Below are 25,028 nucleotides of genomic sequence, written 5' to 3'. Positions count from 1 at the left end.
CTGCATCTTTTTTTCGATTTAGATGTTTTTTTAGATTGGCAAATGGGTAGTTCAATAGATATGTACATATCAGCTGATTTAGAAAAGGAGATGCAGGAGTATTGCTGTGGATTATCATGACATTTTTATTGATTAATGCAGGGATTTTTATTTTTTCTTATCTGAGGACAAAAGATATTAATTTGAAGACGTCAGACGGTTATTTTCTCGGCGGGCGCAGTCTCACTGCTCTCTATATTGGAAGTTCGCTGCTTTTAACCAATTTGTCAACGGAACAAATGGTTGGGTTAAACGGTCAAAGCTATTCGGGAACGATGAGTGCCATGGCTTGGGAGGTTACAGCACCGCTTGCGCTCATTATGCTGGCATTCGTCTTTTTACCGAGGTATCTCAGTTCCGGAATCACGACGATACCCGACTTTCTTGAAAAACGCTATGATCAAAGAACGCGGCAAATCGTCTCGATTCTCCTGCTTCTGGGATATGCGACCTCGTTTCTGCCAACCGTTTTGTACTCCGGAGCGCTCGTTCTCGATCAAGTGTTTAATATTTCCTCCGCGCTTGGAATCAGTACGTTTACGACTGTTTTTTTCATCTCGCTTGTGATCGGGGCCGCAAGCTGCTGCTACATATTTTTCGGGGGGCTCAAAGCTGCGGCATCGGCTGATGCCATTTATGGCGTCGGTTTAATTCTTGGCGGTCTGTTCATTTTTGTGCTCGGAATCATGGCAATCGGCGACGGCAGTCTCTTAAACGGCTATACAGAGCTGACGAGTGTACATAAGGAAAAGCTGAATGCCATTACAGCCGACAACGCTGCAGAAGTCCCGTGGCCGACGATTTTTACGGGACTGCTTGTGAACAACTTATTTTATTGGGCTGTTAATCAGTCGATCGTTCAGCGGGCGCTCGGGGCGAAAAATTTGGCTGAAGGGCAGAAAGGCGCATTGCTGGCCGGTGTATTTAAGACGATCGGTGTGTTTTATCTCGTTCTTCCCGGGGTTATTGCTTATCATCTTTACGGAGGTCATATTCAAAATGCTGACACCGTTTACCCTAAGCTGATCGTTGATTTGCTGCCGACTGCGCTTATCGGTGTCTTTGCCGCGATTTTATTCGGAGCGATTCTCAGCTCGTTTAACGGTTCGCTGAACAGCACGATCACGTTGTTTACATTGGATTTGTACAAACCGCTCTTCAAGCCTGAGGCAAAAGAAGAAGAGCTTGTGAAAACGGGAAGGATCTTTGTGGTGATCCTTGCCGCGGTATCGATTATCATCGCGCCTTTTATTCTGTTTGCGCCGTCTGGCCTTTACAATTATTTGCAGGAAATGTTCGGATTTTTCAATGTCCCTGTATTGGCGGCCGTCGTCGTTGGATTCTTTACGAAAAAAGTGCCGGCGCTTGCCGTGAAATGGGCGATATTCGCACACATTGTTTTGTATACCATCTCAAAAATTTATTTTGTCCATATTCATTTTCTCTATATATTGGCCGTTTTGTTTCCGTTTTCCGTCCTCTTGATGCTTTTCATCGGAAAATTGAAGCCAAGGCCGTCGGAATTCAAGCTTGAGAAAAATGCTAAGGTTGATTTGCGGCCATGGAAGCATGCCAAACTTGCTTCTATTCTTGTGATTTGTCTGATGGCCTGCATTTATCTGTTATTTTCGCCTTGGGGTCTTGCCAAATAAAAAAAGGCAGAGGATGTGTTCATCCTCTGCCTTAATGTTTTGAGATACAAAGTGATACATGTTCTTTCTGTGCGTCGATGCGGCACCATCCGCCAATCGGAAATGTAAAGAAAGGGCTTGTATGGCCGAAATCTAAATTCGCGATAACGGGTATTTGAGAAAGCTCTTTTTTTGTTTGCACAATTTGTTGGAGGCGCTCAAGCGATACGGCTGATGCTGTCTGAAAACGGCCAATGAGAACAGCTTTGACACCGGAAAAATCGGGCAGATGAAGCAATGACTGCAGATCGCGGTCAAAAAACGCTGCCGGCGATTCCCAATCATCCTCAAGAAACAATACGGCGTTCTTGATGTCAGGGAAAAATTCCGTACCTTGCAATAGGTTCAATGTGCACAAATTCCCTCCTATGATCTTGCCGTCTGCTGAGCCTTCGTTGATCACAACAGGGCCGCTGTTTTGTTTGGGACATTCTTCAGTTTCGATTTCTTCACACCACATCGATGATGGTTCAACATCGTAGACACCGCTTGCGCAACAGCACTTCAAAAAGTAATCCTTCATGTAGTTTAGTCCATACCCCATTGAAAAGCTTGAAAAATGAGGTCCCGAATAGGTGACAAGCCCGGTTTTTGCATAGATCGCCGCTGAAAGGGCGGTAATATCTGAAAAGCCGCAGAACACTTTTGGGTTGGCCTTTATGAGTTCATAATTTAAATGTGATAACAGCTGATTGCTGTTATACCCGCCGAGCACAGTGAGTATTCCTTTGACGCGTTGATCAGAAAAGGCATCATGGAGATCGCTTACTCTCGATTGAATGCTGGAGGAAGAACATTCATCAATTTCATTAGCATGTGCGGAAAAAGAAATTCGAAATCCGAGATTGTTTAAAACTGTTCTCGCTTTTTCGATCTTATCGGTGTTGAGAAGTGACAGGCTTCTCGATGGGGCAATCACCCTGATTTCGTCACCGGGCTGTAGTTTTTCTGGAAACATGAACGGGCACACCTTTCATTGTTTCTATCTATTTCACCATACTTTTAAAGATCCTGCCACTGAATTTCACCGGATTTTGAACCGGGGTCAATCGTTACTTCAAAATGATGCTTTTCATAAAAATGAACCAGCCGATCCACATGGTCCCAATCCCTTTCAGCAATGTCCCCCGTGATGACCGGTATGTTGTGCTCGCGGGCTTTTTCTTTTAAATACTTCATGCAGATGGACCCATAACCGTAGCCTGCCGGCCCTTTAATATCCCCGATATGGATCGCGCGTTTTTCTTCTTTGTAGGAAGCGACAAGAGAAAAATCACATCTTCCGCGGTACGGCGACTGGCAATCGCTTAACATGATCTTGCATGTCCGGCCATCATCAATCGAATGGACAATCATCCATTCATCGTCTTTCGATTGATCAATACCGAGCACTCGCGAATCTTTGGAGATATCCTTCATATTTTCACGCATCCGAAACAGTTGAAATTGCAATTCGTTCAATTCCTTCTGCAAGCCGGAGCTGTCTTTTTGCATTTCTTCATCCGTTATCATAAAACTTACTCCTTTCCATTAAAACATACAGTTTTCGATTATAGTAAAAAGAACGGCAATTTGCAAATGGGTTGCTAGAATTAAATTTTAATGTAATTTTAAACAAAAATTTCACATTCTACGATTTTTTTGTGATAGAATTCATATGACTTCTGGTATATTTACCTAGGATACGAGACAATGGATCCTCCTAACCCCAGAAAAATCATGACAAAAGGAGCGTACGATTTTGAAGAAAAGAATTTTTTCTCTATTGATGCTGATGTCAGCTTTTGTTCTTGTATTAGCTGCATGTCAGCAGGCTGATCCAAAAGGATCTTACGCAGCGGCTTATAAAAAGCTGATTTCTGCGAAATCATACGAATTTTCAAGTGATATCGGCTTGAAAGTTGACGCATCCAACCTTGGAGCGGAAGATAAGCAAGTTGCTGATATGCTGAACGATGCAACATTAACGATCAGCGGAAAAACGAATGCTGAAACGAAACAGTCTGAGGCTGTAATTAAAGCGAAGCTGAAAGTCCAAAACATGTCGCTTGATTTCGATATTCCGGTTTATATGGACGAAAAGAAACAAGTCGGCTACATCAAAATTGACAGCGTTCTCGACAGCTTCGGCTTGTTCCTTGGAACAGCCGGCATGAATTTTGACAGCGTCAAAGGCAAGTACCTTGAATTCCCGCTTGAAGATGACAAAACTTCATCTCAAGACACGGATGAACTTCAAAAACAATTGATGGAATCCATCAAAGAAGCTGCGGACAATCTGCCTGCAGATAAGTTTGAAAAAGCGGATCTGACGGATAAAGAAAAAGAGCAGGGTGCTGCTCAAAAAGTCGCTTTCAGCTTTAGTGACAAAGAAATTAAAGCTGCGGTCGTCAAGTTCATCGAAATCGCCGGAAAAGCGAGCGGAGAAGCTGTTCCGAAGAGCGAGCTGAACAAGATCAAAGACGGACTGAAAGACGTCACATTCAAAAAGTTTGATGTGACATCAACAATCGATGACAAAGAAAATCTTCTGACTGAAAATGCGGATATCTCTTTGTCTGTTGACAGCAAAAAAGCCCCTCAATCTTTAGGCATCACGGCATCAACGACGTACAAAAATATCGATGGTGACGTAAAGTTTGAGCATAAACCGAATAAAGAAGATATCGTAACTGAAGAAGAATTCGAAAAATTAATGGCTAAAGATGCTATGAATTTCTAAGGCATCCGCCTGAGTTCCCTTCCTCGTTCTAGAGGAGGGGAATTTTTGTATATTCTGTGACTAAATTCTGACGAAAAGCCGAAAACGTTGACATTCCTCCTGAATTTGAATACGATTTTGATAGCTTGCACAAATAGGAGAGATTGCCCGATATGACCCATACACAAAAAAATAAAAACTATACAGGCATTGTTGTTGCTCTGACGATTATCATAAACGGAGTCATTGCCCTCTTGTTTTTCATGCCGAAAAGCGACAAATTCGCTCACTTGGATTTGACTTTTCTGCCGCTTTTGAACGCAGTCTGCAACAGCTTCACATTCATTTTCTTAGTGGCTGCACTGATCATGATTAAACAGAAAAACATTAAGGCGCACAAGCGGTTTATTTTTGCCGCTTTTACGACAACGTTCATCTTTCTCGTTTCATACTTAACTTACCATTCATTAATGCCTGACACTCATTTTGGCGGGGAAGGGATTATAAGACCGATCTACTATTTTATTTTGATCACACACATTGTCTTGTCCGCTTTAATCGTTCCCTTGGCCTTGTTTACACTGTTCAGAGGCCTGAGCATGCAGGTGGAACGCCACCGCAAAATCGCCCGCTGGACGATGCCGCTTTGGCTGTATGTCAGCCTGACAGGTGTTCTCGTCTATATGATGATTTCCCCCTATTACTAAAAGAAAAATCCGTTCTCTTATAAAAGGAGAGCGGATTTTTTCTTTTAGCAGCCTCTTGAAAAATAATCTTTCTTAATTGGATATCCGTCCTACACAAGATATGACAATCACCAATATAAATAATTAGAGCATTGGATAGAAATGAAAAAGGGAGATGCTTATGAAAATTCTTCTTGCCACTTATTGGAGTATTCCGCATGTAGGTGGTGTATGGACATATATGGTCCAACTGAAAGAATCGCTCGAATCTATGGGACATGAAGTCGATTTGCTTGGATATGGAGAGGAGAATCAGATTGTTCATATTGTAAACGAAAATCGCAAGGTCGAAAAAGAACAGCTGATGCCTATGATTGAGCAATCGGTCAATCAACAATCTTTTCCGCAAATATTTGACAATCAATTGATTCACTTTACAGAGATCCAGCGCTATGTTTACGAACTTGCAGCCATTTATTTAGGATTGGAAAAATACGATCTGATCCATGCCCAAGATGTCATCTCAAGCGGCTGTCTGAAACGAGTGAAGCCAAAAAACACACCGCTTGTCGCAACGCTTCACGGGAGTGTGGCCCATGAAATCAGACACCAGCTTACAACGATCCACAGAAGATCTAATTCTGACGTTGCAGGGGCGTACTTCGACCATCTTGAACGGGTCGGCGCTGTTTCGGCTGACACCACAATCGTTGCCAACAATTGGTTAAAAAATCTGCTGACTAAGGAATTCGATACACCGGAGGAACAAATCAGCGTTCTCCATTATGGCTATGATATTGATAGCTTTCTAAAACGAAAGGATATAAAGTCGTCAGCAGAAATACCGCAAACAGATAAGAAAATTATCCTTTTCACAGGTAGGCTCGTTGAAAACAAAGGTGTTCAGCATCTGCTTGCCGCACTTTCACATTTAAAAGAGGTTCGGGATGATTGGGTATGCTGGATTGCCGGCGACGGAGAGAGAATGGCGGGACTGCGAATTCTATGCAGACAGCTCGGTTTGGAAAATGATGTCGTGTTTATGAAAAAGCGCGATGATGTCCCTTATCTTCTTTCAATTGCTGATGTGTATGTTTTGCCGAGTCTTCTCGAAAATCAGCCGCTGTCTGTAATTGAAGCACAATTAGCCGGACTTCCTGTCATTGTCAGCGACGCCGGAGGTCTTCCTGAAATCGTCGAACACAATGTGACCGGTATGGTTACGCCTAAAGGAGATGCACAGGCCATATGCGACTCTATCAATCAGTTGTTGGAAGATGAGACGCTCAGAAAAACTTTAGGATCCAATGCGCACAAGTTTGCAATGGAATATTGGAATATGGAGGAAGCTGTCAACAAGGTTTTGGAAATTTATCAGCAAACTTTAAAATAAAGGAGATATGTCATATGAAGTCTGAAATTAAAAAGCATTTGTTTGAACTTCTGACGAAAGAGGAAGTGGATATCGATTGGTGGGATAAATATTTGGATTTGCTTTTCGAGTTTCAAAAAGAAAAAGTTGAGGCATTAGCCGAAAAGGCCGCTCAGACGAATTCGGCAGCTGGATCAAATGAACAGCCTGTTGAAACCACAGAGGCTTTACCGGAAGAAAGCTCAACTAATGTAAACAGCAAAAATGAAGTATTAGACGAATTAACTGCGAGCTTTGAAGAAATGAACAGTAAAATTATAGAAAGCAATAACAAAGTGCTTGAAGCGATCAAAGAGTCGCTTCCAGAGAATTATACAATTCCAAATGATTCCACATTGAATTTCTTTAAAACACAAAATCATACAAAAACAGAATAATTAATTCTTCACAATCAACCTTCGGAGCTCCGAAGGTTTTTATTAAGCCTATAAATCTATCAAGGCTGATTGAATTTAGGAGGCTATGTTAGGTAATTGTCTTTTACCAATTTGCTACACCGACATAATATGTTATAAAGACCACATGCTCTTTCCTATCATTAGCTACTTATAACGACCATCTTTTGTCAGTAAGCACAAGGAGTGAAAATATGAATTTAAAAGAGATACAGGGCGAATATGATGCGATTTTCAGCTTGGGGCATTTATGCCTGACAGCTCTCCAGCTGAGAAAAATGAATAAAAGGCCTTATGCGGGGCCGTTTGATTGGGTCGGCTCCTCGTCGCTGCCGGATCTGTGCCGACTGATACGAAACCGATTTGAAGGCTTTATGGATCCTATAAATTTGAGAGTGACGGGGTATTCCACAGGAGTTGCCACTAAAGATCCTTTTATTTCGGTTACGGATGATCATTATTGCATTGACTCGGCCCACGATTTTAAAGCGGATCGAAATACACTCGACAACCTGGCTACTTATCATGAAGTGATAGAAAAATTTAACAGGAGATTTAACAGATTTTTAGAAAAGACATCGACTGCACAGCGCGCGTTGTTTGTCAGAACAAGCGGCACAATGCAGGAAGCAAAAGAGCTTGAAGAAGTGCTCTCTGATTTGGTTACAAACGATTTCAGCATTCTTTTGATCAATCACACAAATGTATCGGGTATTGTTGAAAATCACTGGCCGTTAAAGAACGTATGCGCTGTCGAACTTCCTGATCAAGAAATTTGGCAATCAAATGACCCATATTGGAGTGAAATGTTCCAAGGTATAACGATTCGTTAGTTTTTTGCCGATGAGAATGATTGACTAAGGCACAAAGGGAGAGAAAAAGCGGATGTTTGAAAATAAAACGATATTCATTACTGGAGGAACAGGCTCATGGGGCCGGGAACTCATTCTTCAGCTGCTATCCTTAAACCCTAAAAAGCTCATTGTATTTTCCAGAAATGAAGAAAGACAAGTTCAAATGAGAAGGCAGATTGAAGATCCGAGGCTGACGTTTTTCATCGGGGATATCAGAGATCGGAAAGCGCTGAACACAGGATTAAAAGGTGTCGACTATGTCTTTCATTTAGCAGCGCTGAAGCATGTGCCGGTGTGTGAAGAACAGCCGCTAGAAGCATTAAAAACGAATGTCACAGGGACGGAAAACGTTATTGAAGCAGCGATCGAAAACGGCGTTAAAAAAGTCATCAACGTCTCGACCGACAAAGCGGCTGATCCTGCCAACTTTTACGGTATGACGAAAGCGATCGGCGAGAAGCTGATCGTATATGCGAACCATCTCTATTCAGACACGGATTTTATTTGTGTAAGGGGAGGAAATGTGCTCGGAAGCAGCGGAAGCGTTCTTCAGCTTTTTAAAGACCAGATCAGGGAAAAGAACCAGGTCTCCATCACAGACAAAAGAATGACCCGTTTCTTCCTCACGAAGGAAAAAACGATCCGGCTTTTATTAAAAGCGGCTGAAAGCGGCCAAGGCGGGGAAATTTTCATTATGAATTCGCCGGCCTGCAGAATTTTAGACATGGCTGAAGTGCTGATCGAAGCTTACGGAAACGAAAAAACGTCCATCGCAGAAACGGGCGCAAGGCCGGGGGAAAAGCTTCATGAGCTGCTGATTTCACCTCATGAACGACAGCATGCTGTTTCATTTACAAATGACCTCGCGGTGGTGCTTCCTGCAATCAAAATGCCTGAACTTCATAAAAAGTATGCGGATTGTCAGCCTTTAGAAACTGATCACTTGAGCTCAAAAGACTTTTTAATCTCAAAAAAGGAAGTAAAAGAAATGCTGAAAGAAGGCGGTTTTTTGGAGTAGAAGGATGGACCGAAGCTTTCACGGAGAATACGCGAACTGATGACAGGCATGGCATGCGGCTGCAGGCGATGCTTCTGTTCGCTCCTCGAAAACAGGACAAGCCGGACGAAAATTCACCCGGCTTGCCGTTTTGTCAATGTTCAAGTGTTAACCCTTCGATATGTTCTTCGACTTTTTTTGTGCGTTCCATTACTTTTTCCGTGTAAGAGTAATCCCCGTAGCAATAAGGGTAGCGGAAATTGTTTGTATCTCCGCCGCAATTATACAGGTCGGGGTTCTTTTTGACTTGTTCCTCGGAAAATGCCTTTGCCAGCTTCGCTGAGTGCTTTCCGCCGTGTTTTGAGACGTAATCGATATAACCCGATCCCATATTATAGCTTTGGATGATCGTTTCAATATCGACGCCTTTTTTCTGTCCCTTTTTATACATTGCTGTAAAGTGGCGCACACCCTGCTTAATGCTTGCTTTTGGATCGTCAATCTCATTTCGTTTCATACCGAGAGATTCCGACGACTGCATCGGATCACCGCCTCTGCCTTTCGACTCCTGATACATCATGCCCAATAAAAGAGCGGTGTATTGTGAAAGATCCTCTTCATCGAGTTCTTCTTCAACAAGAGGTTTGTAATCTTTTAATCTCTCAAGAATGTTAGATTCAGTGTCAAGAGGAAGCCATTTTAATTGTTCCAGACCGGAGATGGCAAAGAAAATGATCAAGGGAACAAACACAAAAAAAGACAAACAGCCAGCTCCGGCTAAACATCCCGATTTCTTTTTCTTCAATGGTTTCACCTCTGTAGCGCCCTGATGCAAAACAGTATACAGCCTCATTTATTATGACATATATCTTCAAGAAGACCAAGCGATATCCTTCTATCTTGGATCGCGGTCAAAGCCGAATGTGACGTTCGGAAGAGAACGGATTCTGAACAAAAAGTATATAAACCCGGCAATCAGCCAGCCGGCTCCAATCATGAGCGCATTTTTGCTGATGCTAAGCAGCAGCCAGCCGCAGAAAGAGGCCCCCAAAAAGGGCAGAACCAAATAGCGAAGTGTTTTTAAAAAGCCTCTCTCCTGTTTTCGAATGTAGTAATGGCCGATGACAGACAGGTGGACAAAAATAAATCCGATCAGCGCGCCGAAACTGATGAATGAATAGATGACCTCGAGTTCCCCGATCATGGCCGTCAATGAAATCAGCCCGATGAACATAATATTAAACACCGGCGTCTTTAAAGTCGGATGCACATAGCCGAAAAAGCGTTTCGGAAGAGAGCTGTCCCGCCCCATCGCATACAAAAGCCGCGAAGCGCTCGCATGCGAAGAAAGCGAGGATGAAATGACAGCGACCATTGTTCCCGCCAAAAAGAAGGACTTTAAAAAAGCGCCTCCTGTATATAGGGCGATTTCCAGCGATGCCGAATCGGCGTGCCGGAAGCTATCATAGGACGGATAGATTTGCTGCATCAAGTAAGAAATCGCCGTAAACAGCGTTCCGCCAATCGCTACTGTTAAAAAGATGGCCAACGGAATGTTCTTCTTCGGGTTGACCGTTTCTTCAGACATGGTGGAAATCGCATCAAAGCCAAGAAACGAAAAACACAAAATCGTCGCTCCTGATACAATCAGGGAAGGCTCGATATCAGAACGGAAAAACGGATCGGCTGACATCAGCTCGCCCGTCCCGAGACCGTCTGCGAGCCCGGCGATCATAAAACCGGCAAAAGTCAGGGCGACGATCACTTGAAAAGCGACGAACAGCCCTGTAATATTTGCCGTTAGTCTGATGCCTAAAATATTGACAACGGTAATCGATAAAGCGAGCAGAACGACCCAAAAACCATGCGGCACTTCAGGAAAAGCCGCCGTCAAATAAGCGCTGCCGATCGCAAAATTGACCATCGGCAAAAATAAATAGTCCAGCATGATCGTCCAGCCGGCTAAAAATCCCGCATGCGGATGAATGCTTTCATATGCATATGTATAAACCGATCCCGCTTGTGGATAGGCCTTGACCATGCTGCCGTAGCTCAAAGCGGTCAAAAGGAGTGCGGCAACAGTGAATATGTATGCCGCCGGAACGTGTCCCTTTGTCAGTTGTGCGACCACTCCGTATGAATCAAATACGACGAGCGGGTCCATATAAGCAAGGCCGATCACAACGAGCGGGCCGAGTGTAAGACTTCGTTTAAGCGCAGTTTCGTTTTTCAATGACTTCTAAATCCCCTTATGTAAAAAATACAGAAATTAAGACATATTTTATCTGTTTTTTTGCGCTTGAGCAACCGTATAAAACCTCTTTTTCCCGTATAAAAATAATAAATGTTGCAAACCCTTTGAAAAAAGGCAAGGAGTATGAAGACATGGATATATTGAGAGGCTATGTTGAAGCCGTCAAAAGAAATATGGAGACGATGAATGCATCTGATTATGATGGAAAAGAAGAGGATTTAAGAAGACAGCAGGAAGAGCTCGAACGCTATGAACAACGGTTAAAAGAGAAAAGCGCTTCGGCCGATCGCTTTGATCAGGTAGTCGATGCCGCTGTAGATTGTGCGGCCGGCGATATTTCATTTTCACAGCTTGAACATATGTATCAGCAAGAAGGCAGCTAGCGTCCGGATCAGCGGACGCTTTTTTCACGTTTCAGGATGATGCGGACAGATCAGCCTGGATATCATGAATAATAGACTGCATATAGAAGCGAAAAAATCATGTATATGTGAAGAAGATGGTAAAATATAGTTTGAAAGGGGAGGGAGCAATTTTGACTAACTATATTTGCACGACGTGCGGTGTACAATATGACACTGCTCCGAAAGAGCCGGCGGAATGCATTATTTGCAATGAAGAAAGACAGTATGTCAATCATTCAGGGCAAGCTTGGACAACGCTGGAAGAAATGAAGCAAAGCGGAAGGTTTCAAAACGAGATCTCATTGGAAGAAGAGCGCCTATACAGTTTGACGACAACGCCCGAATTCGGCATCGGTCAATCGGCATACCTGATACAGGAGCCCGGTTTTAACTTGCTGTGGGATTGTATAACATACCTGGATCAGCGGACGTTTGAGAACATCGAGCGAATGGGCGGAGTCCAGGCGATCGCTTTATCACATCCGCATTATTATGCTGCACAAACGGAATGGGCTGAAAAGTTTGATGCTCCGATCTATATTCATGAAGATGACAAACAATGGGTGCAGCGGCCGAGCAGCCGGATTGTGTTTTGGTCCGGCGATTCCCTCAAACTGTCAAGCGGGTTGACTTTGCACCGGCTTGGCGGCCATTTTAAAGGGGGAGCGGTCTGCCATTGGGCAAACGGAAACGGAGGCAAGGGAATCCTCCTTTCAGGAGACATTATCCAAGTCGTTCAAGATCGCAGATGGGTGAGTTTTATGTACAGCTATCCAAATTTGATTCCTCTTCCCGCCGGCAAAGTGGAGCAAATGGCTGATCAATTAAAAAATGTTCCATTCAACCGGCTGTACGGCGCTTTTCGCCGCTTAGTGGAAAACAGTGCCGGAGAACGTGTACAGCTGTCAGCCGCAAGGTATGCAGAAGCGCTTCAGGGGACGCTGTTTTCGACTTGATCTGTTCCCTGGCTATAAAACTTTTCAACCGGTATGTTTTGGTATATGATATGAAGGTAAAAGTTGCGCGGAAAAGGTGAAAAGCATGAGTGAGCACAATCAGGAAACAACAGAAAAACAGGTGCGGGCCGAGTTAGATGAAGAAACTTTATTTCTCGTTTCACAGACGTTTAAAGCGCTCTCAGACCCTACGAGAATCAAAATTCTTCACCTGCTCTCACAAGGCGAACATTCGGTCAATGAAATAGCGGAGAAGCTGAGTCTGCTGCAGTCAACCGTTTCTCACCAGCTCAGGTTTTTAAAAAACCTTCGTCTCGTCAAATCAAGAAGGGCAGGGACTTCCATTTTTTATTCCCCAGAAGACCAGCATGTCCTCGATGTACTTCAGCAGATGATCGATCATACACAGCATGACTAAAGCTTATGAAAAGGCAAACTCCACATCCCGAGTTTGCCTTTTACGCTGAGCGTTTTTCTTCGATTCTCCCTTTTTTTAAAACAAAAAAAGAGAAACCGACATAATAAACGGCCAGTACAAAAAAACCGATCATCGTCGCCGGATCCTGCGCAAAAAGGGCGCCGTACGCTGCTGAACCCCCGTTTGAAACCGCAGTCTGGAGCTGGCCGATCTCGGCGATCCGGTAAAGAAACCGGTATAAAAATAACAAAAGTACGATCAATTCAATCCATAAATGCGTTCTGAAATAAAGGATGCCGTCCCGATTTTCGATTGACACATGCTTCAGCGCATAGGCGGTCAAGAGGAGCCCGAGCGCAATCCCAATCAGATCATAGAAGTATGATAAAGGGTGTAGTGCGCTCATCGTCAGCAGAAAAACGAAAATTCCCGAAAAGAGGATGATCCGGAACAGCATGCGTGCCGGCTTTAAAGGCTGATAGCCGACTGAGCGTTTGAACTTGATATAGACGAAGGACACAATGACGAAAAACTGTAAAAAATAAAATATGATGTTTTTAAAACCTCCTTTTTTAAGGAGTATATGTCCAAACTGTAAAAATCGTAACAGGAAAAGTGATTTTCTAAATAATTGGGTGATGAGATCCCCTTTTTTGTCATGATATTCCAAAATGGTGTGTGCTTTAGAATGAAAATAGGCAGCGTAAGATGAATGTGAGGGATCTGCGGTGAAAATTGACCGGCTATTGGCCATTGTGATTTTATTGATTAATAAACGCCAGGTGCAGGCAAAAGAGCTTGCCGGCATGTTCGAAGTCTCTGTCAGAACGATTTACCGGGATATCGAGGCGATCAACCAGGCGGGCATTCCGATTGTCACCTCACAGGGAGCGGGAGGCGGGATCAGCATCATGGAGCGGTTTCGGCTCGAAAATAAACTGCTTTCTGCAGACGAACTGGCTGCCATTACTACGGCTTTGGAAAGCGTTTCTTCGACGTATGGAGTGCTTCATCACGGTTCTGCCCTTGAAAAAATCCGGTTTCTCGTTTCCGAAGAAGAAATGCCGGAATTCCGCAAGAAAACGGAAAAATGGTTTGTTGACATCTCTTCCTGGGGAGAAAGTCCTGTCATTAAAGAAAAGATCCGCTTGTTAGATGGGGCGGCAGACAGCACGCGGGCGGTCTCCTTTACATACGTGAACAGAGAGGGGCAAACCGGAACAAGGAAAGCGGAGCCGCATACCCTCGTCCTAAAGGGAAGGCACTGGTATTTGTATGCGTTCTGCCTGAAGAGACAGGCGTTTCGCTTCTTTAAACTGTTGCGTATGAAAGACGTGCGGATGCTTGAAGAAAAGTTTGAAAGAAAGGAAGTTGATCTGTCTTCACTTCCTTGGGAAACATCATGGTACAAACCGGACAATATGACCGAGTTGACCCTTCTCATTAAGCCGTCGGGAGAGTCTTTGGCGAGAGAATGGTTTGGCTCCGAAGCGCTCACTTATGAAAACGGACAATGCGTGGCAACCGTTTCTTATCCGGAAGATCAATGGCTGTACGGATTTCTGCTCCAATTTGGAACACATATCGAAGTTCTCGCACCTCCCCGCATCCGTCAAAAAATAAAAAACTTAGCTAATCAAATTGTACATTTATATGAAACCTGACACGATGCTGTCAGGTTTCTTTTTGTATGATGAAGAAAAAGGAGGAATGAAACATGGAACATTATGTTTGCCAAAGCTGCGGCATGCCGATGATAAGCGAACTTTTCGGCACAGAAAAGGACGGGGGGAAGAATCGCGACTACTGTATGTACTGCTATGAAAACGGAGCATATACACATCCGGATGCGACATTGAAAGATATGATCGAAATCTGTGTTCCTTATATAAAAGAAGAGGGAAAAACCGAGGCCGAAGCGAGAGCGCTTTTGGAGCGGACGCTCCCTCATTTAAAACGGTGGACGGCGGATACGCAAACGAAAGGCGGGCAGAGAAGATGAGCTTTTCTCATTTCGAAAAACAGAAGGCAAAGTTATTCAGCGGGATATCGACCGTGACAAGCAACCGTGATGAAGCATCCGAAAAAGGTAAAATTCCTTCTATGTGGAGTTTATACCGTGAAAAATTTCTGCATACTGAACGCCAGGACATAAGGAGAGACACGATCGCACTTTATGCAGATTATGAGACGGACGAACACGGGACATATACATTTTCAATCGGAACGTTCGTTGATCAGCATGAAAAAGCGGCGAATCTCATTTCGCTCCCTGCATCCGAATATGCCGTTTTTGTTTCAAAGCGGGGGAGGATCGAGGAGGTCGTGTTTGAAACTTGGCAGGAGATTTGGACATGGGATGAAAAAAATCTTCGTACTTATACCGGAGATTTTGAAGTTTATGATGAACAAGCAGAGAATCCCGAAAACGCTCAAGTTACCATCTATGTTGCTGTCGATCGAAAAAAATAATGCTTGCAAAACTAATACCATTAGTTTTAAAATGAAAACTAACGGTATTAGTTTTTTATTTTGATCGAAGAGGTGAAAGCGATGAGGATTACCCGATTTGAATCTGTCTACCAGCTGACTTTTTTTCCGCGCATATTTCCTGTCAACTGTTATTTAGCAGATGAAGAAGACGGCCTTACATTAATTGATACAGGGATTCCGATCAGCAAAACAGGGATTTTAAAGGCTGCGGATCATCTCCGCAAGCCGATTAAACGGATTTTGCTGACCCATGCCCACAGCGACCATGTCGGTTCGCTTGACGCGCTGTACTACAGCCTTCCCGGTGTGAAGGTGTCAATATCTGAACGGGATGCGCGTCTGTTAAAAGGTGATACAAAGATGCTGGAAGGGGAGCGCGGAACAATCAAAGGAGGCGTTCCGAAAAACATCAAGACAAATCCTGATATCCTTTTAAAGGAAGGAGACAGGATCGGTTCATTGCTGACCGTTTCATCACCCGGGCATACACCTGGCAGCATTTCGTTTTTTGATGAAAGAAGCGGTCTTCTAATAGTCGGTGACGCCTACCATACGCGAAGCGGCATGACGGTATCGGGGCATTTAAAGCTTTCATTTCCTTTTCCGGCTTTGGCCACGTGGGACAAAGAAATCGCTTTAGAAAGCGCGCAAAAGCTGTTAGATTTAAAACCGAAGGCGCTTGCCGCCGGCCACGGCGATCTTGTCCATGATCCGGCTCAAGCGATGAAAAAAGCGATAAACGAAGCATATATCAAATTGATCAGGAAAGGATGAAGAAATCGTGTCTCCGCGAATCGGGTTGAATAAAGATGCAGTATTGGAAGCTGCGGCATCTCTTGCTGATGAGGAAGGCATTCATGAAGTGACGCTTGCTTCTCTTTCCAAAAGGCTGAATGTCAAACCTCCGTCTCTGTACAATCATATAAAAGGATTGAACGACTTACGGAAAGAACTCGCACTTTACGGCTTGACGATACTTTATGAAAACATGGCTTCTGCTGTCCAGGGAGCCGAAGAGGATCAGGCTGTCAGCAGAATGGCTCATGCATATGTCGCTTTTGCCAAAAACAGACCGGGGCTTTATGAAGCAACTTTTATTGCAATGCCTGATGAAGATGAACGGCTTGACGAAGCAGGAGACAGAATCCTCGCCTTGGTGCTTTCCGTTCTGAAAGACTATCATTTAGACGATGACTTCACGATCCATGCGGTCAGAGGCTTGAGAAGCATCATGCATGGATTTGCAACACTCAGGCAACACGATGCGTTCGGTCTTCCTTATGATGTAGAAGAAAGTTTTGATCTGACAATCCGTGCCTTCTTAAAAGGCATTGCTGTCTATCAGACCGAATAAACAAGGGAATTTCCCCCTTAATTGTTTACATTTTTTCGAAAATTTAGTATGATTGTCGTATGGCTCTTCCATTTTTTGAGTCATAGGTATGAGAAGGCTTAACCAGCCACTAATTGCCTTGGCCTAACAGCCGAGGATTTTTTTATGTCGGCAAAGAGAGGCTGAATATGCAAAAATTGGTTCACACATGATGTGTTCCATGTTATGCTGTTATTGTGAATATATTCACAAAAGGGCGTGCGTAATGAAAAAAACTCCGATTTACGTAGAAATATCTATCCAGACAGATATGGAGCGGCTATGGCGCTATACCCAAGATCCTGCCCTCCATCGGCAATGGGACTTGCGATTTACGGACATTACCTATTTAAAGCGCAGACCGGGTGAACCGCAAAGGTTTTTATACGAAACGAGAATCGGCTTCGGCTTAAAAATTTCCGGTACAGGAGAGTCTGTCGGAAACGTATATCAAGACACGGGAGACAGAGTCTCGTCACTCAAGTTCGCTACAAACCACCCGCTTTCTGTCATTCGCGAAGGCAGAGGATACTGGAAATACAGCGAGAGCGAAACCGGGATCACGTTTATGACACAATACGATTATGACACCCGTTACGGGAGGCTGGGCCGGCTTGCAGATATGGCATTCAGGCCGCTCATCGGCTGGGCGACGGCCTGGAGCTTTGCTGCGCTGAAGATTTGGCTTGAAAAAGGACTTCACCCAAGGCTGCTTTTTCAAAAAACATTGATCTATTGGCTCGTTTGTCTGCTGTTTTCTTTCGTCTGGATTTACCAAGGGCTTGTTCCAAAGCTTATTACGGCTCATCCTGAGGAAATCAGCATGCTTTCAGCTTTCACGGGCGGCCGTTTTCATCCCGAAATGCTCCTGAAGCTTATCGGTTTGGCCGAGGTGATGGTCGGTGTGTTATGGCTTTATCCAGGCCGGAAAAGGAAGTGGTTCCTTCTGCATATCGCCCTGCTTGTGCTGCTTTCGGCATCGGCGGGAATGGCTGATCTCGGATCTTTTGCCCAACCTTTTAACCCGGTCGTGCTTAATGCAGCGCTTATCATCTTGTCCGTTGTCGGCTATGTGAGCGCTTGCGGCATTCCAAACGCGGGTAATACGATCAGAAAGAGGCGTTGATTTGGTTTCGATTTATGAACGGGTGATCGAGGACTTTCACCTTCTTCACCCAAAACTCAAGGAACGGTATCACCTCACTCAAGAAAGCGCGTTCAGAGGCAAAGGAGTCATGACGGAAATATCCGGCGGTTCGTACTGGATCAGGCTGTTGTTTAAAGCGGGAACGGTCTTCCGCTGTTTTTTTCCCGAAAGAGGGAGGAACGTTCCGTTCACGATTGAAAATCATATTCGGCTGACGAAAAATGATACACCGGCAGCTGTTTGGAACAGAACTTTCTTTTTTCGTGATAGACAAAGGTATTTTGATGCTGTCATGATCTATGATGAAAGCCGTGTTGAAATCATCGACTATTTCGGACATCCGCCAATCTTAATCTCAAGCCTGCGGTTTAAGGCGGAAGCCGACGGATCATTGTCGATTACTTCTGTCAGACAATGGCTGCCTTTATTCAGTAAAAAGCTGCCCCTTCCAAAGTGTTTATACGGTATTTCCAGCGTGAATGAATCGTATGACGAAGAAAAAAGCTGTTTTACGATTGATGTTCATGTGAAAAACCCGCTGTTCGGAACGCTGTTTGCCTACAGAGGAACGTTTAACAGGGAGGGGGAGACGGCATGAAAGTCCGCCGCTTTTTTGTAAGCGTTCTTTGCTTTGCGGTTTTTTTCGCCGGAAAAGCGCCGGACATCCCGGCAGCAGAGGCGCTGCTTTTATTAGCGATGCTGTTTTTTGTTCCGGCCGCGCTCAATCTCATTCAGCATGAAAACGGAATGTTTCAGCTGATCAGCGTGTGCTTTCCTTATGCGGCATGTGCGGCTTCGTTATCCCTGTTGTTCCATTCCCCGCTTTTTTCAGCGGTTTGGCTGTGCTATACGGGGATGATCGCCTTTTACGGCGTCCTCCGCCTCTGGGAAAGAGGAGGAAAGGGCCTTGAAGAGGCATCGATTGACAGCGGCCTGCTTTACCTTCCTTTCGGAGGGGTTTGGCTTTTTGCTTATACGCTGAATCTCCAGGTCATGGATTTCAGCCCGCTGATCGTGCTGCTGACAGCGGTGCATTTTCATTATTCTGCCTTTTTCATTCCGATTTTTAATGGAATGCTCGGAAGGAAGCTGAAAAAGAAAGGCCTTCTTTATGCGGCGGTGACATGGCTCATCATGCTGTCTCCGCTTTTCATTGCGGTCGGCATATCGTTTTCGAAAACCATTGATGTCTTCGCAGTTGCGCTGTATTTGGCGGCCATATACGGCAGCGGCTTTCTCGTCTCGATTGCGGCCTTCAAAAACAGCGCGGCTCGCCGCTTTGTTATCTTTTCGTCTTTAACATTGATGATCACCATTGCTTTTTCACTCATTTACTCTTACGGCGTTTTTCGCGGCCGGCCGACTTTTACAGTCCAGGAAATGATTTGGATTCATGGGCTTGTCAACGCTTTAGGCGTCATTATTCCAGCGCTGACCGGCTGGCGTCTTGAATCTCCTGAGCCGGACTGTGAAAGAAGGCAAGGCGAAATGATGAGCAACATTTACGGGTCATGGAGAATAGGAGCCGATTTTTTACACCGGCACCGATTACAAAGCGATTCGTCTTACCAAGGTCTTGCCGATGATATGAGCGCATTTCAGAGAAACGGATTTCAGCTTGAGACGGTTTCTCCTCTTATTCTCGATTTCTATGAGCATACTGCCGATTATTCGTTAACAGCGGAGATCGCCTGGCGTCCATGGTTTAAGCCGCTTGCGCACATGTACCAGCTGATTTCAAAAATGACAGGGCAAATTCATTTGGGGACAAAGACCGGGCGGCAAACGATGGAGGGCGAGATTATCGGTGTTAATTCAGCCAAAGACGGCAGGAAGAATGTGCGCGCATGGGTCAGAACGAACGAGGAAGGCGAGACTGTGTTCGTGGCGCTTTATTCTGCTCATACCCATGATCACATCACATATATGAATATTGCTCTGCCATTGCCGTTTTCCAATCTGACAGGCATTTTAAAGCCGAAAACAGAGGACGGCTGCCTGATTTTGACGAGCAGTGACAAACGATCTGACCGGGGGGATGAAGGCATTTTCCTTTCGACCGGAACAGGTACGTTTAAACTGCCGCTTGCCGAACGCTTTATCATCAAAGAGCAGGGACGGAAGAGGCTCTGCGCCCATCACCGCATGTGGCTGTTCGGCATAAGGTTTCTCGACATTCAATATCATATTGAAAAAAAGGATTCTGCCGTCAATAGGGCGAAAATAGCAAATGAAAGCTAGGCAAAAATCGAATCGAACTGGAGGGTATTTATGCTAAAAAACATTTTACTTGAACAGTTTAAAGCATGCTTTAACGAAACGACTTGGTTTGTTTGTTTTCAAACGGCTTCCGCTGATCTCACGGAAAGCCAGGCAAGACAAAAAGGGGAAGGTTCGGAAAATTCGATTTTAGAAATTGCCAACCATTTGATTTTTTACAACGAGCGCTATTTAAAGTGGTTTAAAGGAATTCCCGTTCCGGCTTTTGATTATACGATCGATGATACGTTTGTAAACAAAAGCGGACTGGGCTGGGAAGAAAGCCGGCAGGAACTGAATACGATCTATGACGAATGGATCGATGCGCTTTCGGCATGCGAAGAGGAGATGCTGAACGAGCCGGCCCAGCATGATCCGCATTCCACCTGGGCGGAGATTTTGTCCATTCTCATTCTTCATAACGCTTATCATCTGGGACAAATCGTCACGATCCGAAAACAGCAGAAATCGTGGGACCCTTCAAAAGGCGTCAACTAACGGTGTTGTCAAGCAAGATGGCGGCTTAAGGCGGTCACCCACCCTAAGCCGCAGCTCATTTTGCCTGGGGGCATGCTTCGATTATTGCTTTTAGGTGATAATAGGCGTCTTTTAGCCAGGGATGGACAACTTTCAGTTTATCTTTTTGTTTCCACAAATACTGAATATAAACAAACGCCCCGTGCTCCAGAGAAATTTCAAGCGCTTCATGAAGCTCCTTGATGTAAGGCGGAGTCCCTGTCTGATCCCATTCTATTTTGTCCGCTGAAAACAGGACAAGGTCGAGCTGCGAGGGATTTTTTTTAAGCGTTGTATGGCATTCTATTGCATCTAAAATATCTTGATCCGCCACCTGAAACAGGTCCCGCGCCATCACTTTCGACAGCTTTTGATGGATGATCATCGGGAATATCCGTTCTTCGGGCAGAATATCAATACCGAGCGCTTCAGCAGCCGCAATTCTTTTTTCATTAGGGATGACACCGCTGATGTCGTGCATCATACCGGCTATACCAGCTTTTTGTGCAGGAACATGAAAACGATTTGCCAATCTTTCTGCCGCTTGTTTCACCCTTATCGAATGTTCGGCTGTTTTTTCGTGGTTATGGCGTCTCAAAAATTCAAGGGCATCTGAACATACATCGCCTGTGCAGCGAACTTCCATCTCTATTCCTTCAATATTCATCAGCGATTCTCCTTTTTGGTGTTGTTTCATGATAAACAAAACACATTTGTTATCTGATTTCACCTTATCATAATATTGACAAATCCTGAAATTAACTATTAAAATATTTTGTTAACCGGAAAATAAAAAGAAGGGACTGTCCATTGACTATGTCTGAACTGACAAAACAGCTGATCTATGATATGTATGTTAAACTCCTGCACCTGAACGAACAAAAAGCGGATACAGATCTCAAAGCATTTTTAAAGCAGGCGGCAGAATCTGATGTTAAATGGCTCCCGGGGAATATGACTACCATCCATGTCATCAGCTGTATCGGTCATGATGAACCGATCAACAACACCGGCATTGCAAAAAAAATGAATTTATCAAAAGCAAATATTACAAAAATCAGTTCAAAGCTGTTAAAAGAAGGCCTCATCAAACGGTTTCAATTGACGGACAACAAAAAAGAGATATACTTCAGGCTGACGCCCAGCGGAAAACAAGTGTTTGAGCTTCATGAAAAGCTCCATCAGCAAAAAGCGGATCAGTTTAGCAGATTTCTCGATTCGTTTTCAACAGCAGAACAGGGAGCGATTTTGAAATTCCTTCAAGGGCTGACGTTTATGACAGAAACGGATAAGAAGCATTAATTCAATCTAACAATAATATTATTATGTAAACTTAAAAATCTATGGCTGAGAGAAGAAAATCGATTGACAAGAAATATTTTCCATATTATAGTTAAACCATCAAGTTAGTTATTTGAATAACTAAGAGGTGAACCGAATGGCAAGGCCAAATGTGACATCAAAAGAAACGTTGATTGAGGCGGCTAAGCGCCGCATTGCCGAACATGGCCTGGACAAACTGACGTTAAAAGCGGTCGCTGAAGAAGCAAAGGTCACACAGGGAACTGTTTACTATCATTTTCGGACAAAAGAGCAGCTTGTTTTTGAAGTGGTCCGCGACCTATGCCGCGCGTCGTGGGAGCGATTGAAAGCAAATGAAAAGCCCGCTGCCGAAAGGATAAAAGACGGATTGTCTTCCGCGAAATCAAGAACACTGAAGGATGCGTATTATCATCAGCTTTTTTTAGAATTGGCCGTTTTAGGGTTTCGAAATGAAAAGATAAAAGAACAGCTCGGCGAACTTCTCGAAGAGGAAAATGCGGTGTTGGCAGAACAGCTTTCCGACCTGTGGAAGCGTTCTCCTGTTGACGGGGTTTCTTTCAGCACGTGGGGCATTCTTTTAAACGCACTAATCGACGGTCTTGCACTTCAGTCGCTTATGTCTCCGGGATTTTCCCCTGAAAAAATCTACGGGGAATTAGAAACTGTGCTGCAGATGCTGACGGAAACCGCTGTTAAACAGCATGGAGGGGAGTAAAAAGGGATGGGTAAGTTGACTGAAAAGCTGGGTTTGGCTCTTGTTTTTTCAATCGTTGTCTGGCTTGGCGCCACCGTATTTTTTATGCTGTTCGGCAGTGCGGTTCTTACAGAACCCGGCCAAGATGGTTTTATGCTCCGCTTTTTGCTTCTTGAAGCCGGAACTTTTGCCCTTTTATATGCCGTGATGCTCGTTTATCGGCGGGTTGACAAAACGAGGTTTGCGGCGGTTAAGCTTGGCATTGTGGGGTCGGCTGTCGGTTTGTTTCTCGACGCTTTTTCTTTATGGAATCATTCGCTGATCTTCCCGGCGCTTTCAGATGGCCAGATGATTGGGTTTGCGGTTTGGATGGTCTTCGCGTATGCCATGTATTTGACGATACCGCTCATCCTTGAAAAAAGAAGGTCTGCAGTTTAAATATTTTTATGTAAGATTCGCCCGCTTATTGCAAAAACGGGCGAACGGTCTTTAGTCTTGCGGCACCGATTGTTCTGCGTTGATGTACCCTGCACCGTAAACATTTGGATCGCGATCTTTCCATAAATCGGTACCGTCCATTAGCAGCTGTTTGACTTCATCAGGTTCTGTGCCCGGGGCTTGCTGAAGGATAAGTGCGGCAATTCCTGCGCAGATCGGCGTAGCCATCGAGGTTCCGGACAATGTCATATATTTTGTGCCGACTCTGTTTGTTTTTTGCAGCTTATCGAGAAAAGATCCGGGTGAACGAAGCGACGTAATTTTTGTGCCCGGTACCAGCAAGTCCGGTTTGACTTGACCATAGATTGTCGGCCCTCTGCTTGAATAAGAGGCGACATCGTCATCCTCCCGGCTGACTGTATCCCTGTCATCCAAGGCTCCGACTGTAATAATCTTGCTGCTGACACCCGGGCTGGCAATCGTTTGCGCATCAGGACCGGAGTTGCCGGCTGCCGCACATACAACAATGCCTGCGTCCCATGCTGCATGAACAGCTTTAACGACTGGATCTTCTTCTTCATTCTCGTAGCGCAAGGCTTCTGCACCCAATGACATTGAAATAATGTCGATCGGATCATCAGGATTTTCCTTATTGAATTGAATGCACCAATCTACGCCTTGAATGACGGTTTCGAGCGATCCGGATCCCATTTTGTCCAATACTTTTACACCGACAAGTTCTGCTTCAGGAGCAGGTCCGCGGTACTGACCCGATGAGGCCGCTCCGTTTCCGCAAGCATCACCGGCGCAGTGTGTGCCGTGCCCATTGTCATCATAGGGTTCTGTTCTCTGGTTGATAAAGTCTTGAAAAGACCTGATCCTGCCTTCAAGATCTTCGTGAGGGTATACGCCCGTATCAATGACAGCGACTGTCACTCCTTTGCCTGTCAGCGTCTGATTGTTTCTGATCACTTCTTTAGCATGGCTTGATTCAAGCGCTACGTCGAGGAGCGCTTTTACTTTGCGATTTAAATAAATTTTGCGAATGTCGCCGCACTCAGATAGAAGCGATTGCAAAGAAGAAGGGGTGACTTCAGCGCTGCAGCAGCTAACGTTGGAGAAGCGATGCTTAATTTTGTTTCTTCTTTTGCTGCCGATCATTTCATTGACTAATTGATAGCCTTTATGCTGACAGTCTTTTTCAAATTCAATAATGACTGGTATTTTTTTGTTTTTCATTAATATTTTTTCGAAAAAACCGTGTAAAAAGCAAGGCGTCCATTTAAAAGGTTTATAGAGTTTCAGCACGCTTTCTCTCAGCGGCCGGTCCAGCTTATGGGCGTTGGACCTTACCATTTGAACCATGTAGGAACCGAACATTCTAGCTCCACCTCATCTCTTATAGTTTATTCTTCCTCTTAATCTATGAATGAGAGGCGGTTCCCGTAAAGTTGGCTGTCCTAAAACGGCGGCAAAAAAGGCCTGTTTACTACTCGATTCTATAAAATGCAGCGGAAGTCCAGGGTTTAAACGAATCAAAATACATGATATTCTAGTCATGTCAATATCACCCTTTAGAAAGCGGCCAAAGGAGCTGAGTTCATGGCAACAATCGAAGATTTTTTAAAGCTTGATATTCGGGTTGGAACAGTTTTAAAAGCAGAAGAGTTTCCGGAAGCGAAGGTACCGGCCATTAAGCTTGAAATCGATTTTGGCGGAGAGATTGGCGTCAAGTGTTCGAGCGCTCAAATCACAAGGCGTTATACGCCTGAGAAGCTTGTAGGCCGGCAGGTGACGGCAGTCGTCAATTTTCCGCCGAGGCGGATTGCCGGGTTTAAATCGGAAGTTCTCGTTCTTGGAGGCGTACCGGAAAAAGGCGATGTTATATTGCTGGCCCCTGATCAAGAAGCGCCCAATGGAACGAAGATCAGCTGATACATAAAAGAGAGGCTCCCTCTA

Annotated in this window: 30 protein-coding genes; 23 read left to right on the top strand and 7 right to left on the bottom strand. The window is 44.6% G+C overall.

What is annotated here, in order from left to right:
• Window positions 1-101 precede the first annotated feature (101 nt).
• The gene (locus tag MHI30_RS10895; RefSeq protein WP_075754273.1) at window positions 102-1,691 is read left to right on the top strand and encodes a solute:sodium symporter family transporter; all 1,590 of its coding nucleotides are present in this window, start codon (window positions 102-104) and stop codon (window positions 1,689-1,691) included.
• A gap of 31 nt (window positions 1,692-1,722) precedes the next feature.
• Here the strand turns inward: MHI30_RS10895 and MHI30_RS10890 are convergent, their stop codons facing one another.
• Window positions 1,723-2,688 (bottom strand): LD-carboxypeptidase, encoded by a 966-nt coding sequence (locus MHI30_RS10890; protein ID WP_075754275.1) that lies wholly within the window; start codon window positions 2,686-2,688, stop codon window positions 1,723-1,725.
• A 44-nt stretch (window positions 2,689-2,732) separates the two neighbouring features.
• On the bottom strand, window positions 2,733-3,242 hold the full coding sequence (locus MHI30_RS10885) for a GNAT family N-acetyltransferase (protein WP_075754277.1): 510 nt from the start codon (window positions 3,240-3,242) through the stop codon (window positions 2,733-2,735).
• A gap of 229 nt (window positions 3,243-3,471) precedes the next feature.
• Here MHI30_RS10885 and MHI30_RS10880 point away from each other — a divergent pair, with 229 nt between their 5' ends.
• From MHI30_RS10880 to MHI30_RS10855, 6 genes are all read left to right on the top strand, one after another.
• A complete protein-coding gene (locus tag MHI30_RS10880) occupies window positions 3,472-4,452 on the top strand; it encodes a hypothetical protein (RefSeq protein ID WP_075754279.1) in 981 nt (326 codons plus the stop codon).
• Between the two features lie 152 nt (window positions 4,453-4,604).
• The gene (locus MHI30_RS10875; RefSeq protein WP_020451765.1) at window positions 4,605-5,138 is read left to right on the top strand and encodes a DUF420 domain-containing protein; all 534 of its coding nucleotides are present in this window, start codon (window positions 4,605-4,607) and stop codon (window positions 5,136-5,138) included.
• Window positions 5,139-5,298: 160 nt separating this feature from the next.
• Window positions 5,299-6,510, top strand: a complete 1,212-nt coding sequence (locus tag MHI30_RS10870) for a glycosyltransferase family 4 protein (RefSeq protein ID WP_075754281.1) — start codon at window positions 5,299-5,301, stop codon at window positions 6,508-6,510.
• Window positions 6,511-6,524: 14 nt separating this feature from the next.
• Window positions 6,525-6,926, top strand: a complete 402-nt coding sequence (locus MHI30_RS10865; protein ID WP_128739445.1) for a hypothetical protein — start codon at window positions 6,525-6,527, stop codon at window positions 6,924-6,926.
• A gap of 212 nt (window positions 6,927-7,138) precedes the next feature.
• On the top strand, window positions 7,139-7,777 hold the full coding sequence (locus MHI30_RS10860) for a papain-like cysteine peptidase (protein WP_075754285.1): 639 nt from the start codon (window positions 7,139-7,141) through the stop codon (window positions 7,775-7,777).
• Between the two features lie 52 nt (window positions 7,778-7,829).
• Window positions 7,830-8,816: a polysaccharide biosynthesis protein gene (locus tag MHI30_RS10855; protein ID WP_075754287.1), complete on the top strand. Its 987-nt coding sequence runs from the start codon at window positions 7,830-7,832 to the stop codon at window positions 8,814-8,816.
• A gap of 133 nt (window positions 8,817-8,949) precedes the next feature.
• On the opposite strand, the gene MHI30_RS10850 is transcribed toward MHI30_RS10855, so the two are convergent.
• On the bottom strand, window positions 8,950-9,600 hold the full coding sequence (locus tag MHI30_RS10850; protein ID WP_075754289.1) for a lysozyme family protein: 651 nt from the start codon (window positions 9,598-9,600) through the stop codon (window positions 8,950-8,952).
• A 90-nt stretch (window positions 9,601-9,690) separates the two neighbouring features.
• Window positions 9,691-11,028 carry an APC family permease gene (locus MHI30_RS10845; protein WP_059230578.1) on the bottom strand — a complete coding sequence of 446 codons (1,338 nt, stop codon included), beginning with the start codon at window positions 11,026-11,028 and terminating at the stop codon, window positions 9,691-9,693.
• 152 nt (window positions 11,029-11,180) lie between these two features.
• Between MHI30_RS10845 and MHI30_RS10840 the strand changes: the two genes are divergently transcribed.
• The 3 genes from MHI30_RS10840 (at window position 11,181) to czrA (ending at window position 12,827) form a co-directional block, all read left to right on the top strand.
• Window positions 11,181-11,432: a YnfE family protein gene (locus MHI30_RS10840; protein ID WP_023855704.1), complete on the top strand. Its 252-nt coding sequence runs from the start codon at window positions 11,181-11,183 to the stop codon at window positions 11,430-11,432.
• 152 nt (window positions 11,433-11,584) lie between these two features.
• Window positions 11,585-12,409, top strand: a complete 825-nt coding sequence (locus MHI30_RS10835; RefSeq protein WP_075754293.1) for an MBL fold metallo-hydrolase — start codon at window positions 11,585-11,587, stop codon at window positions 12,407-12,409.
• A gap of 85 nt (window positions 12,410-12,494) precedes the next feature.
• Window positions 12,495-12,827, top strand: coding sequence for a Zn(II)-responsive metalloregulatory transcriptional repressor CzrA (gene czrA, locus MHI30_RS10830; protein ID WP_003182557.1), 333 nt, complete (start codon window positions 12,495-12,497; stop codon window positions 12,825-12,827).
• Between the two features lie 40 nt (window positions 12,828-12,867).
• Here the strand turns inward: czrA and MHI30_RS10825 are convergent, their stop codons facing one another.
• On the bottom strand, window positions 12,868-13,347 hold the full coding sequence (locus tag MHI30_RS10825; protein ID WP_252606805.1) for a sporulation protein: 480 nt from the start codon (window positions 13,345-13,347) through the stop codon (window positions 12,868-12,870).
• Window positions 13,348-13,555: 208 nt separating this feature from the next.
• Here MHI30_RS10825 and MHI30_RS10820 point away from each other — a divergent pair, with 208 nt between their 5' ends.
• The 9 genes from MHI30_RS10820 to MHI30_RS10780 all read left to right on the top strand — a co-directional run bounded on the left by MHI30_RS10820 (window position 13,556) and on the right by MHI30_RS10780 (window position 20,596).
• The gene (locus tag MHI30_RS10820; protein ID WP_075754295.1) at window positions 13,556-14,491 is read left to right on the top strand and encodes a YafY family protein; all 936 of its coding nucleotides are present in this window, start codon (window positions 13,556-13,558) and stop codon (window positions 14,489-14,491) included.
• 53 nt (window positions 14,492-14,544) lie between these two features.
• Window positions 14,545-14,829, top strand: coding sequence for a zinc ribbon domain-containing protein (locus tag MHI30_RS10815; protein ID WP_075754297.1), 285 nt, complete (start codon window positions 14,545-14,547; stop codon window positions 14,827-14,829).
• Complete coding sequence (locus MHI30_RS10810; RefSeq protein WP_075754299.1) at window positions 14,826-15,299, top strand: GyrI-like domain-containing protein; 474 nt, start codon at window positions 14,826-14,828, stop codon at window positions 15,297-15,299. The genes MHI30_RS10815 and MHI30_RS10810 overlap by 4 nt, the downstream gene beginning before the upstream one ends.
• A gap of 81 nt (window positions 15,300-15,380) precedes the next feature.
• Window positions 15,381-16,094 (top strand): MBL fold metallo-hydrolase, encoded by a 714-nt coding sequence (locus MHI30_RS10805; protein ID WP_075754301.1) that lies wholly within the window; start codon window positions 15,381-15,383, stop codon window positions 16,092-16,094.
• 7 nt (window positions 16,095-16,101) lie between these two features.
• Window positions 16,102-16,674, top strand: a complete 573-nt coding sequence (locus MHI30_RS10800) for a TetR/AcrR family transcriptional regulator (RefSeq protein WP_075754303.1) — start codon at window positions 16,102-16,104, stop codon at window positions 16,672-16,674.
• A 244-nt stretch (window positions 16,675-16,918) separates the two neighbouring features.
• Window positions 16,919-17,818, top strand: coding sequence for a DoxX-like family protein (locus MHI30_RS10795; RefSeq protein WP_075754305.1), 900 nt, complete (start codon window positions 16,919-16,921; stop codon window positions 17,816-17,818).
• Between the two features lies 1 nt (window position 17,819).
• Window positions 17,820-18,437 carry a DUF4166 domain-containing protein gene (locus MHI30_RS10790; RefSeq protein ID WP_075754306.1) on the top strand — a complete coding sequence of 206 codons (618 nt, stop codon included), beginning with the start codon at window positions 17,820-17,822 and terminating at the stop codon, window positions 18,435-18,437.
• Entirely contained in the window at window positions 18,434-20,080 is a 1,647-nt protein-coding gene (locus MHI30_RS10785; protein WP_075754308.1) for a YndJ family protein, read from the top strand. The genes MHI30_RS10790 and MHI30_RS10785 overlap by 4 nt, the downstream gene beginning before the upstream one ends.
• Window positions 20,081-20,110: 30 nt before the next feature.
• A complete protein-coding gene (locus tag MHI30_RS10780) occupies window positions 20,111-20,596 on the top strand; it encodes a DinB family protein (RefSeq protein ID WP_075754310.1) in 486 nt (161 codons plus the stop codon).
• A gap of 55 nt (window positions 20,597-20,651) precedes the next feature.
• Here MHI30_RS10780 and yqeK read toward each other — a convergent pair whose 3' ends face one another.
• Window positions 20,652-21,260, bottom strand: coding sequence for a bis(5'-nucleosyl)-tetraphosphatase (symmetrical) YqeK (gene yqeK / locus MHI30_RS10775; protein ID WP_075754398.1), 609 nt, complete (start codon window positions 21,258-21,260; stop codon window positions 20,652-20,654).
• A gap of 170 nt (window positions 21,261-21,430) precedes the next feature.
• Between yqeK and MHI30_RS10770 the strand changes: the two genes are divergently transcribed.
• The 3 genes from MHI30_RS10770 to MHI30_RS10760 all read left to right on the top strand — a co-directional run bounded on the left by MHI30_RS10770 (window position 21,431) and on the right by MHI30_RS10760 (window position 23,069).
• Window positions 21,431-21,916 carry a MarR family transcriptional regulator gene (locus MHI30_RS10770; RefSeq protein WP_075754312.1) on the top strand — a complete coding sequence of 162 codons (486 nt, stop codon included), beginning with the start codon at window positions 21,431-21,433 and terminating at the stop codon, window positions 21,914-21,916.
• Window positions 21,917-22,052: 136 nt separating this feature from the next.
• On the top strand, window positions 22,053-22,652 hold the full coding sequence (locus MHI30_RS10765) for a TetR/AcrR family transcriptional regulator (RefSeq protein ID WP_075754314.1): 600 nt from the start codon (window positions 22,053-22,055) through the stop codon (window positions 22,650-22,652).
• A 6-nt stretch (window positions 22,653-22,658) separates the two neighbouring features.
• Entirely contained in the window at window positions 22,659-23,069 is a 411-nt protein-coding gene (locus tag MHI30_RS10760; RefSeq protein WP_003182528.1) for a DUF5367 family protein, read from the top strand.
• Window positions 23,070-23,120: 51 nt separating this feature from the next.
• Here the strand turns inward: MHI30_RS10760 and MHI30_RS10755 are convergent, their stop codons facing one another.
• Window positions 23,121-24,449: a S8 family peptidase gene (locus MHI30_RS10755; protein WP_075754316.1), complete on the bottom strand. Its 1,329-nt coding sequence runs from the start codon at window positions 24,447-24,449 to the stop codon at window positions 23,121-23,123.
• A 222-nt stretch (window positions 24,450-24,671) separates the two neighbouring features.
• On the opposite strand from MHI30_RS10755, the gene csaA reads away from it, so the two are divergent.
• Window positions 24,672-25,004, top strand: coding sequence for a chaperone CsaA (csaA, locus tag MHI30_RS10750; protein WP_044789947.1), 333 nt, complete (start codon window positions 24,672-24,674; stop codon window positions 25,002-25,004).
• The last annotated feature ends 24 nt before the right edge of the window (window positions 25,005-25,028 follow it).

Origin of the sequence: Bacillus sp. FSL L8-0528 (assembly GCF_038593085.1) — a bacterium.
Taxonomy (GTDB): Bacteria; Bacillota; Bacilli; order Bacillales; family Bacillaceae; genus Bacillus; species Bacillus paralicheniformis.
The sequence above is the reverse complement of the archived record's forward strand: the minus strand, read 5'-3'. Positions and strand labels throughout refer to the sequence as shown.

What these genes read in the sequence shown, in the direction of transcription:
- MHI30_RS10890 (WP_075754275.1), bottom strand. Translation starts at nt 2,688, where the DNA reads ATGTTTCCAGAAAAACTACAGCCCGGTGACGAAATCAGGGTGATTGCC.
- MHI30_RS10885 (WP_075754277.1), bottom strand. Translation starts at nt 3,242, where the DNA reads ATGATAACGGATGAAGAAATGCAAAAAGACAGCTCCGGCTTGCAGAAG.
- MHI30_RS10875 (WP_020451765.1), top strand. Translation starts at nt 4,605, where the DNA reads ATGACCCATACACAAAAAAATAAAAACTATACAGGCATTGTTGTTGCT.
- MHI30_RS10870 (WP_075754281.1), top strand. Translation starts at nt 5,299, where the DNA reads ATGAAAATTCTTCTTGCCACTTATTGGAGTATTCCGCATGTAGGTGGT.
- MHI30_RS10865 (WP_128739445.1), top strand. Translation starts at nt 6,525, where the DNA reads ATGAAGTCTGAAATTAAAAAGCATTTGTTTGAACTTCTGACGAAAGAG.
- MHI30_RS10860 (WP_075754285.1), top strand. Translation starts at nt 7,139, where the DNA reads ATGAATTTAAAAGAGATACAGGGCGAATATGATGCGATTTTCAGCTTG.
- MHI30_RS10855 (WP_075754287.1), top strand. Translation starts at nt 7,830, where the DNA reads ATGTTTGAAAATAAAACGATATTCATTACTGGAGGAACAGGCTCATGG.
- MHI30_RS10840 (WP_023855704.1), top strand. Translation starts at nt 11,181, where the DNA reads ATGGATATATTGAGAGGCTATGTTGAAGCCGTCAAAAGAAATATGGAG.
- czrA (WP_003182557.1), top strand. Translation starts at nt 12,495, where the DNA reads ATGAGTGAGCACAATCAGGAAACAACAGAAAAACAGGTGCGGGCCGAG.
- MHI30_RS10815 (WP_075754297.1), top strand. Translation starts at nt 14,545, where the DNA reads ATGGAACATTATGTTTGCCAAAGCTGCGGCATGCCGATGATAAGCGAA.
- MHI30_RS10810 (WP_075754299.1), top strand. Translation starts at nt 14,826, where the DNA reads ATGAGCTTTTCTCATTTCGAAAAACAGAAGGCAAAGTTATTCAGCGGG.
- MHI30_RS10805 (WP_075754301.1), top strand. Translation starts at nt 15,381, where the DNA reads ATGAGGATTACCCGATTTGAATCTGTCTACCAGCTGACTTTTTTTCCG.
- MHI30_RS10795 (WP_075754305.1), top strand. Translation starts at nt 16,919, where the DNA reads ATGAAAAAAACTCCGATTTACGTAGAAATATCTATCCAGACAGATATG.
- MHI30_RS10785 (WP_075754308.1), top strand. Translation starts at nt 18,434, where the DNA reads ATGAAAGTCCGCCGCTTTTTTGTAAGCGTTCTTTGCTTTGCGGTTTTT.
- MHI30_RS10780 (WP_075754310.1), top strand. Translation starts at nt 20,111, where the DNA reads ATGCTAAAAAACATTTTACTTGAACAGTTTAAAGCATGCTTTAACGAA.
- yqeK (WP_075754398.1), bottom strand. Translation starts at nt 21,260, where the DNA reads ATGGAAGTTCGCTGCACAGGCGATGTATGTTCAGATGCCCTTGAATTT.
- MHI30_RS10770 (WP_075754312.1), top strand. Translation starts at nt 21,431, where the DNA reads ATGTCTGAACTGACAAAACAGCTGATCTATGATATGTATGTTAAACTC.
- MHI30_RS10765 (WP_075754314.1), top strand. Translation starts at nt 22,053, where the DNA reads ATGGCAAGGCCAAATGTGACATCAAAAGAAACGTTGATTGAGGCGGCT.
- MHI30_RS10760 (WP_003182528.1), top strand. Translation starts at nt 22,659, where the DNA reads ATGGGTAAGTTGACTGAAAAGCTGGGTTTGGCTCTTGTTTTTTCAATC.
- MHI30_RS10755 (WP_075754316.1), bottom strand. Translation starts at nt 24,449, where the DNA reads ATGTTCGGTTCCTACATGGTTCAAATGGTAAGGTCCAACGCCCATAAG.
- csaA (WP_044789947.1), top strand. Translation starts at nt 24,672, where the DNA reads ATGGCAACAATCGAAGATTTTTTAAAGCTTGATATTCGGGTTGGAACA.